General features: G+C 64.9%; 15 protein-coding genes. 4 read left to right on the plus strand and 11 right to left on the minus strand.

Features of this window, described 5'->3' with window-relative positions:
• Window positions 1-45: 45 nt before the first annotated feature.
• From VK804_RS22905 to VK804_RS22925, 5 genes are all read right to left on the minus strand, one after another.
• A complete protein-coding gene (locus tag VK804_RS22905; RefSeq protein ID WP_325374465.1) occupies window positions 46-804 on the minus strand; it encodes a Fic family protein in 759 nt (252 codons plus the stop codon).
• Between the two features lie 92 nt (window positions 805-896).
• Window positions 897-1358, minus strand: coding sequence for a fumarylacetoacetate hydrolase family protein (locus tag VK804_RS22910; protein ID WP_325374467.1), 462 nt, complete (start codon window positions 1356-1358; stop codon window positions 897-899).
• Entirely contained in the window at window positions 1349-1684 is a 336-nt protein-coding gene (locus VK804_RS22915; RefSeq protein ID WP_325374468.1) for a hypothetical protein, read from the minus strand. Before VK804_RS22915 ends, VK804_RS22910 begins: the two co-directional genes overlap by 10 nt.
• 163 nt (window positions 1685-1847) lie before the next feature.
• Window positions 1848-2276, minus strand: a complete 429-nt coding sequence (locus tag VK804_RS22920; RefSeq protein WP_325374470.1) for a MarR family winged helix-turn-helix transcriptional regulator — start codon at window positions 2274-2276, stop codon at window positions 1848-1850.
• A 98-nt stretch (window positions 2277-2374) separates the two neighbouring features.
• Window positions 2375-3247 carry an SDR family NAD(P)-dependent oxidoreductase gene (locus VK804_RS22925; RefSeq protein WP_325374472.1) on the minus strand — a complete coding sequence of 291 codons (873 nt, stop codon included), beginning with the start codon at window positions 3245-3247 and terminating at the stop codon, window positions 2375-2377.
• Window positions 3248-3656: 409 nt separating this feature from the next.
• Between VK804_RS22925 and VK804_RS22930 the strand changes: the two genes are divergently transcribed.
• The 3 genes from VK804_RS22930 (at window position 3657) to VK804_RS22940 (ending at window position 5728) form a co-directional block, all read left to right on the plus strand.
• The gene (locus tag VK804_RS22930) at window positions 3657-3908 is read left to right on the plus strand and encodes a hypothetical protein (protein WP_325374474.1); all 252 of its coding nucleotides are present in this window, start codon (window positions 3657-3659) and stop codon (window positions 3906-3908) included.
• Window positions 3909-4144: 236 nt separating this feature from the next.
• A complete protein-coding gene (locus VK804_RS22935) occupies window positions 4145-4363 on the plus strand; it encodes a hypothetical protein (RefSeq protein WP_325374475.1) in 219 nt (72 codons plus the stop codon).
• A gap of 63 nt (window positions 4364-4426) precedes the next feature.
• Window positions 4427-5728 (plus strand): sensor histidine kinase, encoded by a 1302-nt coding sequence (locus tag VK804_RS22940; protein WP_325374477.1) that lies wholly within the window; start codon window positions 4427-4429, stop codon window positions 5726-5728.
• A 178-nt stretch (window positions 5729-5906) separates the two neighbouring features.
• Here VK804_RS22940 and VK804_RS22945 read toward each other — a convergent pair whose 3' ends face one another.
• From VK804_RS22945 to VK804_RS22970, 6 genes are all read right to left on the minus strand, one after another.
• Window positions 5907-7256 carry a cytochrome c gene (locus VK804_RS22945; protein WP_325374479.1) on the minus strand — a complete coding sequence of 450 codons (1350 nt, stop codon included), beginning with the start codon at window positions 7254-7256 and terminating at the stop codon, window positions 5907-5909.
• Complete coding sequence (locus tag VK804_RS22950; RefSeq protein WP_325374481.1) at window positions 7253-9436, minus strand: xanthine dehydrogenase family protein molybdopterin-binding subunit; 2184 nt, start codon at window positions 9434-9436, stop codon at window positions 7253-7255. The genes VK804_RS22945 and VK804_RS22950 overlap by 4 nt, the downstream gene beginning before the upstream one ends.
• A 9-nt stretch (window positions 9437-9445) precedes the next feature.
• Window positions 9446-9910: a (2Fe-2S)-binding protein gene (locus VK804_RS22955; protein WP_325374483.1), complete on the minus strand. Its 465-nt coding sequence runs from the start codon at window positions 9908-9910 to the stop codon at window positions 9446-9448.
• Between the two features lie 239 nt (window positions 9911-10149).
• Window positions 10150-10722, minus strand: coding sequence for an inner membrane-spanning protein YciB (locus VK804_RS22960; protein ID WP_325374485.1), 573 nt, complete (start codon window positions 10720-10722; stop codon window positions 10150-10152).
• A gap of 239 nt (window positions 10723-10961) precedes the next feature.
• On the minus strand, window positions 10962-12389 hold the full coding sequence (locus VK804_RS22965) for a methyl-accepting chemotaxis protein (RefSeq protein ID WP_325374487.1): 1428 nt from the start codon (window positions 12387-12389) through the stop codon (window positions 10962-10964).
• 54 nt (window positions 12390-12443) lie between these two features.
• Window positions 12444-14189, minus strand: coding sequence for a methyl-accepting chemotaxis protein (locus VK804_RS22970; RefSeq protein WP_325374489.1), 1746 nt, complete (start codon window positions 14187-14189; stop codon window positions 12444-12446).
• A gap of 205 nt (window positions 14190-14394) precedes the next feature.
• Between VK804_RS22970 and VK804_RS22975 the strand changes: the two genes are divergently transcribed.
• Window positions 14395-15141 (plus strand): YebC/PmpR family DNA-binding transcriptional regulator, encoded by a 747-nt coding sequence (locus VK804_RS22975; RefSeq protein ID WP_325374491.1) that lies wholly within the window; start codon window positions 14395-14397, stop codon window positions 15139-15141.
• The last annotated feature ends 217 nt before the right edge of the window (window positions 15142-15358 follow it).

The following is a 15358-nucleotide window of genomic DNA, read 5'->3' on the forward strand; positions in this document are numbered from 1 at the left end:
CGCCCGCCGTTTCCGGATGAAACGGTTTTGACGATGCGGTCTGGATCACGAAGGCGGAAGCGCCTCTTGCAAGGCGCGCAAATATTCTTCCAGGGTCGCGTCCAGGCGCTCATAGAGCAGGCGTTCGAATGCTTCGCTGCCCTTGCCGGACTGCGCGTCCTGTAACGCGCGCAGATAAGCGAGCCGGTCCTCCGGCCGCACGGCGACCGGCGGATAGCCGCCCCGGATCAGGACGAGATTCATCAAAAGGCGCGCCGTGCGGCCGTTGCCGTCGTTGAAGGGATGGATATCCACCACGCGCAGATGCGCCGCGAACGCGGCATCGGGCGCAGCCGGCGCCGCGGCAAGCCACGCGGCAAAGTCGCCCATCAGCGCCGGCACTTCCGAAGGCGATGGGAATTGATGCCGGCCGCTATCGGTGGTCACGTAACGGCTCGCGGTGGCGTAGCGGCCCGCGATCTCCGGGCCGGAGCGCTTCATCGCCAAAGCGTGCAGATTCCGCACGTCGGATTCCGTCAGCGGCGAGCTATGCCGCGCGATTTCCCGGACATAGCGGATGGCCTCATAGTGGTCGATGGCTTCCAGATGGTCCCTGAGCTTTTTCCCGCTGATCGTGATGCCTTGCTCGATCACGAGATTGGTTTCGACCTGGCTGAGCGTGTTGCCTTCGATGGCGTTCGAGGTGTAGGTCAGCTCGAGATCGTAGGCATGTTCGAGATTGACGAGCGCGCCGGGCGACAGCGGGCGCAGCCGGTCCAGTTGCGCCTTCTTCCGCTCGATATCGTCGGTGAGTGCGGTAAGCATTTGGAAATTGTATCATTGCGCTCAAAGGCGGTCACCTTCCATCGCGGAGCCGATTAACGCGTAGGATGGTTAAGCCCTTCGCGAAACCCCTCCTACGGACTTACCTGCACTTCGACGGAGCCGATGGCCTCAAGCTCGAATCGATAGTTCGCATCTCGCTCCGGAAACACCGTCTTCATCACGCTTCCCGTCATCACCACTTCGCCTGCCTTAAGCCGCACGCCGCGCGAATGCAGCTGCGTGGCGAGCCAGGCGACGGAGTTGAAGGGATGGCCGAGGATGTCGCGTCCATGCCCTTCGCCGATCGCCGCGCCGTCCTTCGTTGCGCGCCCGAGCACACCCTCGAGATCCGGCCAGGCGATCGAAAATTCCGACAGCACGATGCCGCCGTTCCAGGAATTGTCGGCAACCAGCGACAGCACGTCGAGGTCGGCATAATCCGCAGCACGATCGTCCACGATTTCGATGGCGGCGCAGACGCCGCCGATGTGCGGCCGGATCGTCTCCGCGGTCAGCGGCGCGCCGGTGAGCGGGACGTCCGATTTCAGGCGCACGGCGATTTCGAATTGAGCCCCAGCCGCCCGAAATCGGCGCGCCGGACGCGCGCGCCCGTTTGCAACACGCGGCTTGCCAGCACCACGCCGGCGATCGGATGATCGATCCCGCAAAACGCCTGCATCGTAGCCGACGTCAGCCCGACCTTGTAGCCCACCGGTTCGCCGTGCTGGCCGCGCAGCAGCGCGACGTAGCGCTCCTGAATGTCGTAGGCGTCCGAGATGGTGGCGGGTCGATCAGGCGGCCCGAGCGGGGTGAAGCGCGCATTGGCCTTGTGCTCCGCGAGCAGATGCTCGGCCGCACGCCGCGCCGCGATGTCGTCCATGGGTGTTCTCCCTTTTTGGTCTTCGGGTTTGATTGCAGCGGATGATCCCGCCGAGGTGTTGCCACGCCATCGGCGCGCGCACTAGGCAATGTTGCGCCGCTTTCGCAAAAATATTGCTGTTTTATCCCGACCCGACCGGAGTCCAGTCGCGGCACGTTCGCGCTCAATCGCCCCGGGCATTCCTGGCGCTCGCTCCCCGCTCGAACGCCTCGATGAAGCGCGACAGAAACTCGCGAAAGGCGACCATGTCTTTCGCCGAAAAGACGGCGAACACCCGCCGCTCGATCGGCTCGACCCGCTGGCGCGCGGCGTGCAGCGCCTCGCGTCCAACCTCGGTCACCTGCAGCTCGAGCACGCTGGGATGTCGTGGGTGAGACGATCGCGTGATCAGGCCCTGCTGCTCCATGGTCTTGAGCAGGATCATCATGGCCTGGGGCGTTACCAGGCAGGCGCGTGCCAGCGTCGCCGCGGTGATCCCCGGCTGCAGATCAAGTTCGAAAAGCGCGACATATTGCGACGGGGTCAACCCGACGGATTTCAAGGCCGCGCTCTTGGCGCGGACCATCGCCTGCTCGGCGCGCTTGACGAGCATGCCAAGGCGCTCCTGCTCCGAAGACGGCCGCGGCGAGGGCTTTTGGTCGACACCTTTGCGTGCGGAAGATTTGTGGGCGGACATTTTGCCTTTGCGGTTCACTTCCATGGCACGATCGATCCGCTCGCGACCACCGAGCCGAACGGGCCCGGTTCCTGCCGGCCGACGTGGACGAGTTCGCCATAGAAGGATGGGTGCGGCGAGGGGTCGAGCGCGAGGTCCAATAGGGGCCCGGCGACCTCGTCCGGCTGGGGCGCGCCGGTCAGGTCGAGCCATGGGCGCGAGGCTCCGGTATCGATCAGGCCCGGCGAGATCGACGCGATCAGGATTCCGCGCCGCAAATCGTCGGCGCGACGCTGATCCGCGAGCACGCGCACCGCCGCGACCTGGCCGATCTTGGACGGGATGTTGATCCAGGCCGGCCAGGCCTGTCCCGGCGCGCGGCCGGAGCGCACCGCGTCGCGCCAGCGGCAGACCGCGCGATCGACATCGTCGAGCGATTGCAGGTTTTCGAACCGCGGATGCAGCGCCGGCGCCAGCGCGCGCAGGCTGCCGGCCCGGCTCGCAACCACGAACAGTCGTCCGCCATCGCGCAGCAGCGGGGCGAAGTTGCGCAGAACATGCGTGGTGCCGAGATTATTGGCCTCGACATAGGTGTCGATCACGGCGCGGGGATCGTCGTCGGGCTGCACCCTCGTGTAGTGATTGGAAAACACGATGTCGACGCCGCCATGGCGCTCGGCCAGCAGGTCCGCGAAGCGTTCGACCGATTCGGGCCTGGCGACATCAAGCACCTCGCCGCGCACCTCGGCGCTGGCGTTCGACAGGCGCGACACCGATTCGGCGACCCGAGCCGCGTCGCGTCCCGTCAGATACACGGTGTCGGCGGGTTCAAGCCGCTGCGCCAACCCTTCGGCGAGCGAGAAGCCGAGGTTGCGCGTCGCGCCGGTGATCAAAGCTACTCTATCCATAGCCTTATTGTTATCAACCTATTGATACGAGTCAATATGATTTTCGGTTTCTGCCGCGGCGGATTGCGCCTCTGGGAAGCGGGAACTGATTTGCCCGCCGTGTCGGGCGCCCGGCATTCCCCGCGCCCTCATGGAGGGGGCGGGAAATAAATAAATGGATACCTCGCGTAAAACACATGCGGAGAGATAGCGGAGGTGTGTCTTGCCGTCATTGCGAGCGCAGCGAAGCAATCCACACTTGCTTTGTTGCGCCATGGATTGCTTCGCTGCGCTCGCAATGACGGTGCTTGGGGCCGAGACCTCGCCCTACAAATATAAATTGAAATGACGGAACCGTTTCTCACCATGGTCATTGTCAGTGCGATCCCCCGGAATGGAGGGATCGAGATGAAACAGTCAGCAGCCCGAAATGGTCAAATCTCTCTCAGCCCTGGCGATCTTCTTCATCCTCGGAGCGGCGGTGATCGCCTTGCCGGGCTTCGCCCCCAAGGTGGAAGCCGGCGAGCCCGCGGCGCTGGCCAAGGCAGACCGGCTGGAACTCCACGTGGCGGCCTCGAATTGCTCGACCCAGGTCTGGCCTGATATCGCCGCCTCCTGTCTGCGAAACGCGAATTCAGGGGCGAAAATCCTGCAAGCGCGCCTTGTCGGCGTCCAACGCTGAGCATCGCGCGACTTCTCCCGTCTATCCCGCCAGCAAATTGGATGCCTCATGACATATCCCGCACCCGAAGGTGACGGCCAGATCAGCCGCGTCCATAGTGCTGCGCTCTGCAGGGAAATCGGCGAGCGGCTTGGCGTTTTTCTGGACTTGAAGCCCGCTCAAATGCCGCCGCATCTGGCGATGCTCGTCGGACGACTGCGCGATGAGCCCGCTGGAATCAGACCGGATCCAAATCCATGAAAGACTTCGCAAACGCGTCTTTCCCACCCGACACGATCGGCATCATGACGCTGGCCATGGAAAGCGCGCTCGCCGCACTCCCTCATCCGGTCGGCTCGGCGCGGATCCAGTCGCTGGCCGAAACCATTCTGCGTTCCGCCAAGGAAGGCGAAAGCGATCCCGCGGTGCTGGCGCGAATGGCCTTGCTTGAACTCACTATCTCACCGCGAGACTGAATCGCTGCCCGGCGCGGGAATAGCGAATTCCCGATCAGGTTCCGGTCCCGACGAAAGGCTCGGGTGAAGCGAATTGGCTCGCTATTTGTCCGGGATAAGCGCAGCACTGTTCGGGCCATCTCGCTCAGCGCCGCTGCGCGCTGTCGGATCCATCGCGAAACAGTGAGCCCGCTTATGTCAACCAATTCGATCGCGGTACCGAAGGTTCTCGTCGTCGAAGACGAGATGATTCTGCGGATGCGTGCCGTGGACATCGTGGAAGATGCCGGCTTCCATCCTGTCGAAGCCGTCAACGCCGACGAGGCCATCTCGATTCTGGAGTCGCGCTCGGATATATCGCTACTGTTCACCGATATTCAGATGCCCGGCAGCATCGACGGGCTGAAGCTGGCGCACGCGGTGCACGACCGTTGGCCTTCCATCAAGATCATCCTGGTTTCCGGTCAGGTGAAGCCCACCGATGCGGAACGGCCGGCGGATAGCCGCTTCTTCGGCAAGCCGCTGGGCGTCGCGCAAATGATCGCCGAATTGCAGGCCATGGTGGGCGAGGGCGCGCTGAAGATCGTGCCGAGCGCGACCGAGTTGCCGCAGGACGATGCGTCTCACTCCATGGCGCCCATCGAGGCGTCGCCCCGCTCCGCGCAGGAGGTCGTCCTGTCGGCGGAGAACGACAGTCTTCGTCTGTTGCTGGAGCAGGCCGGCATCGACGCCGAGACCCTGCTGGTCCAGGCCGGTATCGACGCCAAGGAGCGGGAGGCCGCCGACAAGCTGCAGAAGCTGATCCTCGGCGAACTGCATCACCGCATCAAGAATACCCTCTCCACCGTGAGCGCGATCGCGTCGCAGAGTTTTCGGGCGGCGCCGAGTATCGAGCACGGACAGAAAGCCATGGAGGGCCGGCTGACCGCATTGACACGGGCCCACGATGTGCTGATGCAGGTCAGCTGGGCGAGTGCGAGCCTGATCCATACCTTCGGCAGCGCGACCGAGCCCTATGAAAGCCAGGGCGCCCGGCGCTTCCATTTCAACGGGCCGGATATCCAGATTACCTCCAGCGCCGTGATTGCGCTGGCGATGACGTTCAACGAGCTATGCACCAACACCACCAAATTCGGCGCACTCTCCGTCCCCGCCGGCCGCGTCGAGATCGCATGGACGGTGGACGAGCCGAAGCAGCGGCTGCGCCTGTTCTGGACCGAGCGAGGAGGACCCGTTGTCCGGCCTCCGACGCGGCGAAGTTTCGGCACCCGCATGATGGAGTCGCTCGGCCAGCAATTGAACGGCCAGGTGCAACTCGCCTACGAACCGTCAGGATTTGTCTACGCGCTGGATGTGCCGCTCGGCTCGGTTATGGCGGCCGCGTGACGATGGTGGCGGGCGCATCGCGCTATCAAATCAACCTCGTCATGCCCGGCCTCCGTGCCGGGCATCCACGTCTTCACCTTGCTCAAGTAAGAAAGACGTGGATGCCCGGATCAAGTCCGGGCATGACGAAAATGTCGCAGCGAGCAATCCACGCGAGATGTAATCGCTTCAACCTCGATTACTCCTCCGCCGACTGTTTGCGCAGCTCCGCCACGTCGCTGGCCGTCAGCTGCGAGCCCTTCGCTCCGAAGCGGGCGGTGACATAGTTGGCCAGCGAGGCGATCTCGGCATCGGAATAGGCATCGCCGAACGCCGGCATCGAGATCGCGTCGGGCGGGTTTTTGCGGCTGGTCCCGGAGATCACCACCTGCACCACATTGACGCCGGAGGGATCGTTGACCGCCCAGGCGCCGGCGATGGTGGCAAAGGGCGAGATCGGGCTTTCGCCGGTCCAGCCGTGACAACTGACGCAGGCGCCTTCGAACACCATTTTTCCGCGCGCATCGGCCGTGCCGCCCTGCTTGTGTGAGGCCGGCGCCGGCGGCGCCACGCTCGCCGGCAGGTCGGGCGAGGCGATCGCGGGCACGGTCCTCAAATACGCCACCACGGCGCGGACGTCCTCCGGAGCGAACTGGCTGAAACTGCGGTCGACCGCTTCGCCCATCGGTCCGGATGCGGTGCCGTGGCCGTCGGCGTGTCCGATGGCGAGATAGGAAACGAGATCCTCGTCGCGCCAGCCGCCGATGCCGGTGGCCTTGTCGGAGGTGATGTTGAAGGCGCGCCAGCCCGCGGTGACGGCGCCTGCGAATTTCTTGCGGTTGTCGAGCGCGAAGGCGAGATTGCGCGGCGTGTGGCATTCGCCGCAATGCGCCAGCGCCTCGCTGAGATAGGCGCCGCGATTCCATTCCGGGCCCTTCGCAGGATCAGGCTCGAAGCGGGCGTCCGCATTGAAAACGGCGGACCAGAACATCATCGCCCAGCGCTGGTTGAACGGAAAGGCCAGCGTATTTTCGGGTGCCGGCGCATGCACCGGCGGCAGGCTGAACAGATAGGCCTTGATCGCCAGCGCGTCGGCGTCGGTCATATAGGTGTAGGACGGGTACGGCATCGCCGGATAAAGCCGCGCGCCGTCGCGCCGGATGCCGCGATGCACGGCATTGAGAAAATCCTGGTCGCTGTAATTGCCGATCCCGGTTTCCTTGTCGGGCGTGATGTTGGTCGAGTACAGCGCGCCGAACGGCAGCTTGAAGCCGACGCCACCGGCATAGGGCTTGCCGCCGCCCGTGGTGTGGCAGGCCTCGCAATCCGCGGCGTGCGCGAGATAAGCGCCGCGCTCGACCAGACTGGCTTTCGCCAGCGCGGACGGGACGCCGGTCGGATCGGCGCCGTGATAATCGGCCAGCGTCACTTTCGCGCCGTCTGCGAAGGCCATCGGGCCGGGACCGCGGATGAACCAGACAGCGGCGGCGAGCACAAGCACGGCGATGCCGACAACACCGAGGAGAATGCGGCGCGCGGCGATGCTCATGACTTTCTCCCCACAGCTAACAGCGTGCGGTCGATCGGCAGCCGCCGCAAGGCGACGCCGGTCGCGGCATAGATCGCGTTGCGCAGCGCCGGCGGGCCCGCGGTGACGCCGGTCTCGCCGATGCCGCCGGGCGCCTCGCCGCTCTTGATGACATGAACCTCGATTCTCGGCGCCTGGTCGATGCGCAGCATGCGGTAGTCGTTGAAATTGGATTGCTGCACGCGGCCCTTGTCGATGGTGACTTCGCCATAAAGCGCCGCCGTCAGCCCAAAAATCAGCCCGCCTTCGAGCTGCGCCATGACGGTATCGGGATTGACGGCAATCCCGGTATCGACCGCGCAGGTGACGCGGCGCAACTTCACCTCGCCTTGCTCGTCGATTTCCGCTTCCACCACGGTGGCGATGAAGCTCGCGAACGACGGCTGCACGCTGACGCCGCGTCCGACGCGCGCCGGCAGCTTCTCGCCCCAGCCGGATTTCTCCGCCGCCAGATTCAGCGCGGCGAGGAAGCGCGGAGTCTTGGCCAGCATGCCGCGGCGGAAATCCACCGGGTCCTTGCCGGCCTTCTTCGCCAGCTCGTCCATGAAGCATTCGATGGCGAACACATTGTTGTTGGGGCCGACGCCGCGCCAGAACCCGGTCGGCACCGCCTTGGGTTCGGCGCGGACGAATTCGACATGCAAGTTCGGGATGTCGTAGGGAATGTCGATGGCGCTATCGACGCCGTCGATGTCGACGCCCTTCTGGAAGCCGGCCGGAAACCAGCGCGCCATGATGGACGAACCGCTGACGCGATACTTCCAGCCGACAATCTTGCCGTCGGACAAGGTCGCGGCGATGGTGTCGCGATAGACCGGGCGATAGACGTCGTGCTGGATGTCCTCCTCGCGGGTCCACACCACCTTGACGGGCCCATCGACCTGCTTGCCGATGAGCACGGCCTTGACCACCATGTCGGCCTCGAGCTTGCGGCCAAATCCGCCGCCGAGCAGATGGTTGTTGACGATCACCTTGTCGACCGGCAGGCCGGCCGCCTTCGCCGCCTCCGACTGCACCCGCGTCATGACCTGCGTGCCGGTCCAGATTTCGCAAGCGTCGGCCGTGACATGAACCGTGGCGTTGATCGGCTCCATGGTCGCATGCGCCAGAAACGGCAGCTCGTAGGCGGCCTCCAGCAGGTCGCCGGTGGCGAGGCCCTTGTCGATATCGCCGACCGATTTGGCGACCGCGCCGTCCTTCGCGCTGGCGGCGCGCAGATCCTGCCAGATGTCGCTCGAGGTGAGGCCCGCGTTCGGGCCTTCGTCCCAGTCGATCACGAGCGCATCGAGGCCTTTCTTGGCCGCCCACATATGATCGCCGACCACGGCGACGAAATCGTCTGATACCACGACCTTCTGCACGCCCGGGATTTTTCTGGCGGCAGCGTCGTCGACTTTGGCGACCTTGCCGCCGAACACCGGACAGGTTTTCAGCGTGGCGAACTTCATGTTGGGCAGCATCGCGTCGATGCCGTAGACCGCCTTGCCGTTCGTCTTGTCGGGGGTGTCGAGCCGCTTCAGCGGCTTGCCGATCAGGACAAAGTCCTTCGGGTCCTTGAGCGGGACGTCCTTCGGCGGTACCTCGCTGCTCGCGGCAAGCGCAAGCGCGCCATAGGAAAGCGTGCGGCCGCTTTCCTTGTGCGTGACCTCGCTATTGGCCGTCGTGCAGCTCGCCGGATCGACCTGCCATTGCTTGGCGGCGGCCTGCACCAGCATCGCGCGCGCGGTGGCGCCGGCCGTGCGCAGATGCGGCCACCACGCCCGGATCGAATTGGAATTGCCGGTGGCCTGAATGCCGAACATCGGATTGCCGTAGAGCTTGTCGCTCGGCGGGGCATGCTCGAGCACGACTTGCGCGAAATCGGCGTCGAGCTCTTCAGCCAGAATCATGGATATCGAGGTGTAGACGCCCTGTCCCATCTCGACCTGCGGCATCACCAGCGTGGTCGTCCCGGCGGGATCGATGCGGATCAAGGCGTTGGGCGCGAATTTTCCGGCCGTGTCATCCGGCGGCTGTACCGGTTCGTTCACCGGCGCGGCGCCAACCGGCAGATGAAACGCGATCAGAAAACCGCCCGCCAATCCGCCGGTCAGCAGCGCGCGGCGCGAAACGCCATCGGAAATCTTCTGGGCAATCGCCATGACAAGCTCCTACGACTGACGTTGCGAGGCAGCCTTCTTGATCGCCGCGCGAATGCGCACATAGGTGCCGCACCGGCAGATGTTTCCCGCCATCGCGGCGTCGATGTCGGAATCATCGGGGTTTGGCGTGGCCGCCAGCAGCGCCGCTGCCGACATGATCTGGCCGGATTGGCAATAGCCGCACTGGATCACTTCGAGATCGAGCCAGGCCTTCTGCACCTTGGCGCCGACAGGCGTGGCACCGACGCCTTCGATGGTGGTGACGGCGCGATTCTGCACCAGGCCGACCGGCAGCATGCAGGAGCGCACCGGCTTGCCGTCGACATGCACCGTGCAGGCGCCGCACTGCGCGATGCCGCAGCCGAATTTGGTTCCGGTCATGCCGAGAATGTCGCGCAAAACCCACAGCAGCGGCATGTCCGCCGGCGCGTCGAACGACTTCGGCTCGCCGTTGATCGTCAGGGTGGTGGCCATCAGAACCTCCAATCCGGCAGTCGCCGGACCTAGTGTTCGCACGACGCTTGAGAAAGTGCCGATTGAGGCGATGAAGCAATTATACCCCGGTATGATCCATCAAGAAAACGGAACTATTTTTCTCAATGCCGGCTTGTATTGCCGCCGCCGCCCACGATATTGCGCGCGCGATGCGGCGGTTGCGGCGGACAGCGCGGGCAGGCCCGCTTCCGGCCGAAATAGCGTTTTGCGTTCACGCGTCAGGAAATGGCCGCAGCCATCCGGGCCCGGCGGCGACGCACCCCGATCGTGCGCATGGTGGCGTAGGCGATCAGGAAGAGTGCGGCCTTGCTGACAATCGCATAAACCGACATCACCGCCGACCATGTCACCACGCTATAGTTCAGCGCTACGACCAGGTTGAGCACGGCCGAAAAGAACATCAGACCGGCCCAGACGTAGCCGAAGATGAAGGCGATATCCGGCACGATCTCGATGGCGACGGGGGGCAGATAGCGGTTCATCCAGCCGGGCTTCAACATCACGATGCCGACGATGGTGTAGATCACGCTGGGCTTGATCATCACGAACCGCGGATCGTTGGTCAGCAGCGTCGCCGTGCCCGCGCCCAGCACCAGGAACAGGCTCATCCACTGCATGGTGTCGATCGGCTTTTTGCGCGCGAACTGCCAGCCGATCTGGGTCACTCCCAGCGCCATGCCGAGCACGACAGACAGAGTGATGTTGTGCGTCAGCAGATAGAGCACGAGGAAAAAGAACGTCGACGCCATGTCGAGCAGCAAGAGCTTGCCCGCTTCGAACAGGTTCTTCATGAAAGGCTCAACTCCTCGGGGACCGGCCCCTGTTACACCAGGGATCGCGCCTCGGCGAGAGCCTTACGCGTGCCCCGGATGCTGCGCAGCGCTCTCGGGATCGCGCGTAGCGCGACTCCGGCGGTGCGCTGCTGATCCGGGGTCCACTGGATTCGTCATCCCCTTGGGTCGGCTCTGCGGTGCATCGTGAAGGACGCTGCACCGCGTCCGGGACACGGGGTAGACCCCGTCACACCGTCTCACGATTGCCGAAAGCCCATGCGGAAGGCGCCCCAGTGGCGGCCGCGGACGTGGATCGGCGAGGACAGGTCCTTCATCAGCACGAAATTGCCGCCGCCCATGTCGCGCCGGTAGGTCTGCAGCAAAAACGGTTTTGTGTTGGCCGCGACCTTCTTCACCGCACGATCATTGAACAGCCGCTTGTTGCGGCAATTGGCGTTATTCCAGACCGGATCGGGTCCCTGCGGCAGGCGATAGTTCGGATTATGGGTTGGGAGGTAGCCGCCCCTGGCCCATGCGACGCAGAACACGATCCGGGGGTCGCTCTTCTGGATCGGGTCCTGGATGGCGGGGAGGATGCGGTCGGTCAAGGCGACATAGTCGGTGAGATATTGCTTGGGGTCGGTGCCGGGGATTTCCCGATAATTCTCGTCCATCAATTGATCGAGCCGGATCTCGCCGCGCTCGATCGCGCTCTCGAACGCCGCCGAGATCCGTTTTGCGCTGTCGATCACGACGCGGATCAGCGGACTGTCGGGGGTCTCGACGCCGCTGGTGGCGATCAGCTCGATCAGCCCCTCGGAGGTGTCGAGCAGCTTGGCCACCCGCTGGTCGGCGTCTTTCAGGTCGGTCGACGACAGCACCACGCCCTTGGCGAGCCCGCCGAGTTCGTCGATCACCATGTCGCAATGCGCAAGATTGGAGGTGGCCGCCTTGGCGACGCCGTCGATCTCGCGGCCGACGGAGGTGAAGCCGTCCCTTACGCGCGCGATGATGCCCTGGATCTGGCGGGCGCCGTCGCCGGCGTTCTTGGCCCGCAGCGAGGCGTCGCCGCTGGCGCCGATCAGGCTGCCGACCTGGCCGTCGAGATCGCGAACGGTTTCGCCGATCAGCTGGGTGGCCTGGCGCGTCGCCTCCGCCAGATTCTTCACTTCGCTTGCAACCACCGCAAAGCCCCTGCCGGCGGCGCCGGCGCGCGCGGCCTCGATGGTCGCATTCAGCGCCAGCAGGTTGGTCTGTTTCGCAATCGCCTCGATCGAGCCGGATACCTTGGCGACCTGCGCGAGCGCCGCGCCCACCGCGCCGAGCCGCTGCTCGATGCGGCCGACGGCGTCGATCAATTCGGCGATGTGGGTCACCGCGGTCTCGACCGCGGCGCCCGATTGGGTGATTTCGCCGACCGCCGCGGTGGTGGCCGCTTGCACCGCCTGCGAGGCGCCGGCGATGTTGTGATTGGCCGAAACCATGGTCTCGGCGGTCTTCTGCAGATGTCCGAACCGCTCGGACTGGCTGGATACACGGCCGGCGACTTCCTGCAGGTTTCCGGCCACGTCCGCAAGCTCGACCCCGAGGCCGCCGATCCGGTTGGACAATTGATCGACCAGACGTTCGGCCTCCGAGGGCGCGGCCGCGGCGCGTTCCAGCTCGATGGGCTGCGCAACGGGCATCTCTGGGTTTCTCCGGCTAACTTGTTGGTTCATATCGATCAGGAACTTTCTCGTTCAAAGCTTGTACGCGGTGCGGAATCCGCCCCAGTGCCGCCCCTGGACGCGGATCGGCACGTCGATCTCGCGCATCATCACGGTCCTGCCGTTGCCCATGTCACGGGCGTAGCTCTGGATCAGATAGGAGCGCACATTGCGCCCGGCGGCGAGGCCCGCGGGATCGTTGAAGATGCGGCGGGTGCGGCTGTTGGCGGTATTCCAGGCGACGTCGCCGGGGCGCTGCGGATGCGAATAGACCTTGTTGTGCACCGGCAGGTAGCCGTTGCGGTCGATCATCACGCAGAACACCATGCGCGGGTCCTTGAGCAGGAAAGCCTCCTGGAACGGCGGCAGCGCGCGATCCGCCCAGTCGAGAATCCGGGTCCGGTGCTGCAGCGGATTTGTTCCGGGGATTTCGACGTAGTTCTCGTCGAACATGTCGGCGATGCCGATGGCGCCGCCCCGCACGCCGTCCTCGAAAATTTTCGTCAGCGCCTTGCCGGCTTCCATGGCGCGGGTGACGAATTCGGTGTTCTCGTCGCGGATCGCCCACATCCTGTCGTCGATCTTCTCGCGCCATGCGGCGTCCGGTGCCTCGAAGCGGGCCAGCGCCCCGGCTTTCGACCGCTCGGTGATACGAATCCTGCAGGCGCCGATATTCTCCAGCGTGGCGTCGAGGCTCTCGTTGGGCGGCAGCCGTTCGGCCTCCGGTCCGCCGATCAGGATGCCCGCCATGGAGATCTCGTAGACCGCAGCCTGGATCGGGCCGCGCGCGGTCGCAATCTCGATTCCGATGTTGCATGGCAGCTTCTCGCGGCCGCGGCGGTCGTCGCTTGCGTCCTGGCCCAGCAGCACCGCGCAGCGGGTTTTGAGTTTCTGCGCGAACATCGTGACCGCCTTGCCGGCACTGGCGACGCGTTCGCCATGGGCCTCGGCCTGCCTGGCCGCGCTGTCGATCTCGGCGGCGCTGTCGCCGACGGCGACGATGAAGCGCGACGTGGCGGCGGCGTTGTCGGACATCGTGCCGGTGGTTTCGTTCTGCTCCGCCACCGCGCCGTTGACGTTCTCGAACACCGGGCGGATCGCCTCGATCGCCTGCGCGATGCGGTGCACCGCATCGACCGAGCCCGCGGCATCCCTCTGCAGCGCCTCGATCTTCCTGGTGATCTCCTCGGTGGCGTGCTGGGTCTGCACCGCCAGCGCCTTGACCTCGGTCGCGACCACCGCGAAACCGCGGCCGGCGGTGCCGGCGCGCGCCGCCTCGATGGTGGAGTTGAGCGCCAGCAGCGTGGTTTGCCGCGCGATCTGTGCGATCAGGGCGACGACGTTGCCGATCGCGGCCGAGGATTCCCGCAAGCGATCGACATTGGCGCTGGCTTCACGGGCGGCGTCGCCGGCCTGGTCGGCGAGCTTGCCGGCGTCGCGCACCTGCGACCCGATGCCCTCGGCGGAATAGGTGAACTTCTCGGTGGCCTGCGAGAAAACGGCCGCGGTCGACTGCGCGGCGCTGGTACGTCCGGTCAGGGCGTCGGTGCGCTGGCGAATGGTGGCGAGCGTATTAGCCGTGGCGTCCGCCCCGCCGGCGACCGAATGGGCCGCGCGCTCGAGCTGGCGGGTCATCGCGCCCAGTTCGAGTTCGAGCAATTCGAGGATTTCGCGGGCTGGATCGCTAACATCGGTCGTCAACGCCGGTGCTGCCGGTGGCCGATCAATGGCCGGCGCGGCCGGTTCCGGCGGACGCTTTCGATTCCAACCGAACGCCATGGGCCTCTCTCGCGGGCTTGTCGTGAGGCCGTCATGGTCGCATTTCGACGTGAAGTCATGGTTAACAACTGCCTCCAACGGAGGCAGCTGGCACTACCAGCATACCGAAAACGGCCGCAAATCTTTGATTTTGCCCGGTCAACGGCCTATAACGCCGCGCTTTCCACTCCCCCAAATTCCCTAACGAATCCCCAAGAGAGACCGCATGGCCGGACATTCCCAGTTCAAGAACATCATGCACCGCAAGGGCCGGCAGGATGCGCAGAAGTCGAAACTGTTCGGCAAGCTGGCGCGCGAAATCACGGTTGCGGCCAAAATGGGCCTGCCCGATCCCACCATGAACGCCCGGCTGCGCGCGGCCATCATCGCCGCCCGGCAGGAGAACATGTCGAAGGATTCGATCGAGCGCGCAGTAAAGAAGGCGAGCGGCAGCGACGGCGAGAACTACGACGAGATTCGTTATGAGGGCTATGGCCCGGGCGGCGTCGCCGTCATCGTCGAGGCGCTGACCGACAACCGCAACCGCGCCGCCTCCGACATCCGCTCCTATTTCACCAAGTCCGGCGGCAATCTCGGCGAAACCAATTCGGTCGCCTTCATGTTCGATCGCACCGGCATCATCGAATACGACGCCAAAATCGCCTCCGACGACGCCATGCTGGATGCCGCCATCGAGGCCGGCGCCGACGACGTGGCCTCGAGCGAGAGCGGCCACGAGGTCTACGCGTCGCCGGAGACGTTTCGCGAGGTGGCGAAAGCGCTGGAGGCGAAATTCGGTGAGGCCCGCAAGGCGGCGCTGACCTGGAAGCCGAAGAACACGGTGCCGGTCGACGACGAGAGCGGCGAAAAACTGTTCAAGCTGATGGACCTGTTGAACGAGCATGACGACGTCCAGAACGTCTACGCCAATTTCGAGGTGTCGGACGCGCTGATGGCGAAGATGGGTGGGTGAAGATTTCCGTGTCCCGGACGCGGTGCAGCGCCTGTTCGGCGATGCGCCGCTGAGCCGGGACCTAAATGACCCGGGGTGCTCGTCCGATGCGCGCCGGCTCGGCAGCGCATCGCGGAGCCTGTGCTCGGGCCGCGCGCAGCGCGGACCCGAGTGTGCTGCGCAGCGTCCGGGCCGCGTGCCATTTGGCTTTCGCGGGGAATGACCGCCTGTTGCTATT

It is taken from the genome of Bradyrhizobium sp. (assembly GCF_035484855.1).
Lineage (GTDB): Bacteria > Pseudomonadota > Alphaproteobacteria > Rhizobiales > Xanthobacteraceae > Bradyrhizobium.

Excerpts from the sequence above, each read along its gene's own strand:
- VK804_RS22905 (WP_325374465.1), bottom strand. The coding sequence starts at position 804 with ATGCTTACCGCACTCACCGACGATATCGAGCGGAAGAAGGCGCAACTG.
- VK804_RS22915 (WP_325374468.1), bottom strand. The coding sequence starts at position 1,684 with ATGGACGACATCGCGGCGCGGCGTGCGGCCGAGCATCTGCTCGCGGAG.
- VK804_RS22920 (WP_325374470.1), bottom strand. The coding sequence starts at position 2,276 with ATGCTCGTCAAGCGCGCCGAGCAGGCGATGGTCCGCGCCAAGAGCGCG.
- VK804_RS22925 (WP_325374472.1), bottom strand. The coding sequence starts at position 3,247 with ATGGATAGAGTAGCTTTGATCACCGGCGCGACGCGCAACCTCGGCTTC.
- VK804_RS22930 (WP_325374474.1), top strand. The coding sequence starts at position 3,657 with ATGGTCAAATCTCTCTCAGCCCTGGCGATCTTCTTCATCCTCGGAGCG.
- VK804_RS22935 (WP_325374475.1), top strand. The coding sequence starts at position 4,145 with ATGAAAGACTTCGCAAACGCGTCTTTCCCACCCGACACGATCGGCATC.
- VK804_RS22945 (WP_325374479.1), bottom strand. The coding sequence starts at position 7,256 with ATGAGCATCGCCGCGCGCCGCATTCTCCTCGGTGTTGTCGGCATCGCC.
- VK804_RS22950 (WP_325374481.1), bottom strand. The coding sequence starts at position 9,436 with ATGGCGATTGCCCAGAAGATTTCCGATGGCGTTTCGCGCCGCGCGCTG.
- VK804_RS22955 (WP_325374483.1), bottom strand. The coding sequence starts at position 9,910 with ATGGCCACCACCCTGACGATCAACGGCGAGCCGAAGTCGTTCGACGCG.
- VK804_RS22960 (WP_325374485.1), bottom strand. The coding sequence starts at position 10,722 with ATGAAGAACCTGTTCGAAGCGGGCAAGCTCTTGCTGCTCGACATGGCG.
- VK804_RS22965 (WP_325374487.1), bottom strand. The coding sequence starts at position 12,389 with ATGCCCGTTGCGCAGCCCATCGAGCTGGAACGCGCCGCGGCCGCGCCC.
- VK804_RS22970 (WP_325374489.1), bottom strand. The coding sequence starts at position 14,189 with ATGGCGTTCGGTTGGAATCGAAAGCGTCCGCCGGAACCGGCCGCGCCG.
- VK804_RS22975 (WP_325374491.1), top strand. The coding sequence starts at position 14,395 with ATGGCCGGACATTCCCAGTTCAAGAACATCATGCACCGCAAGGGCCGG.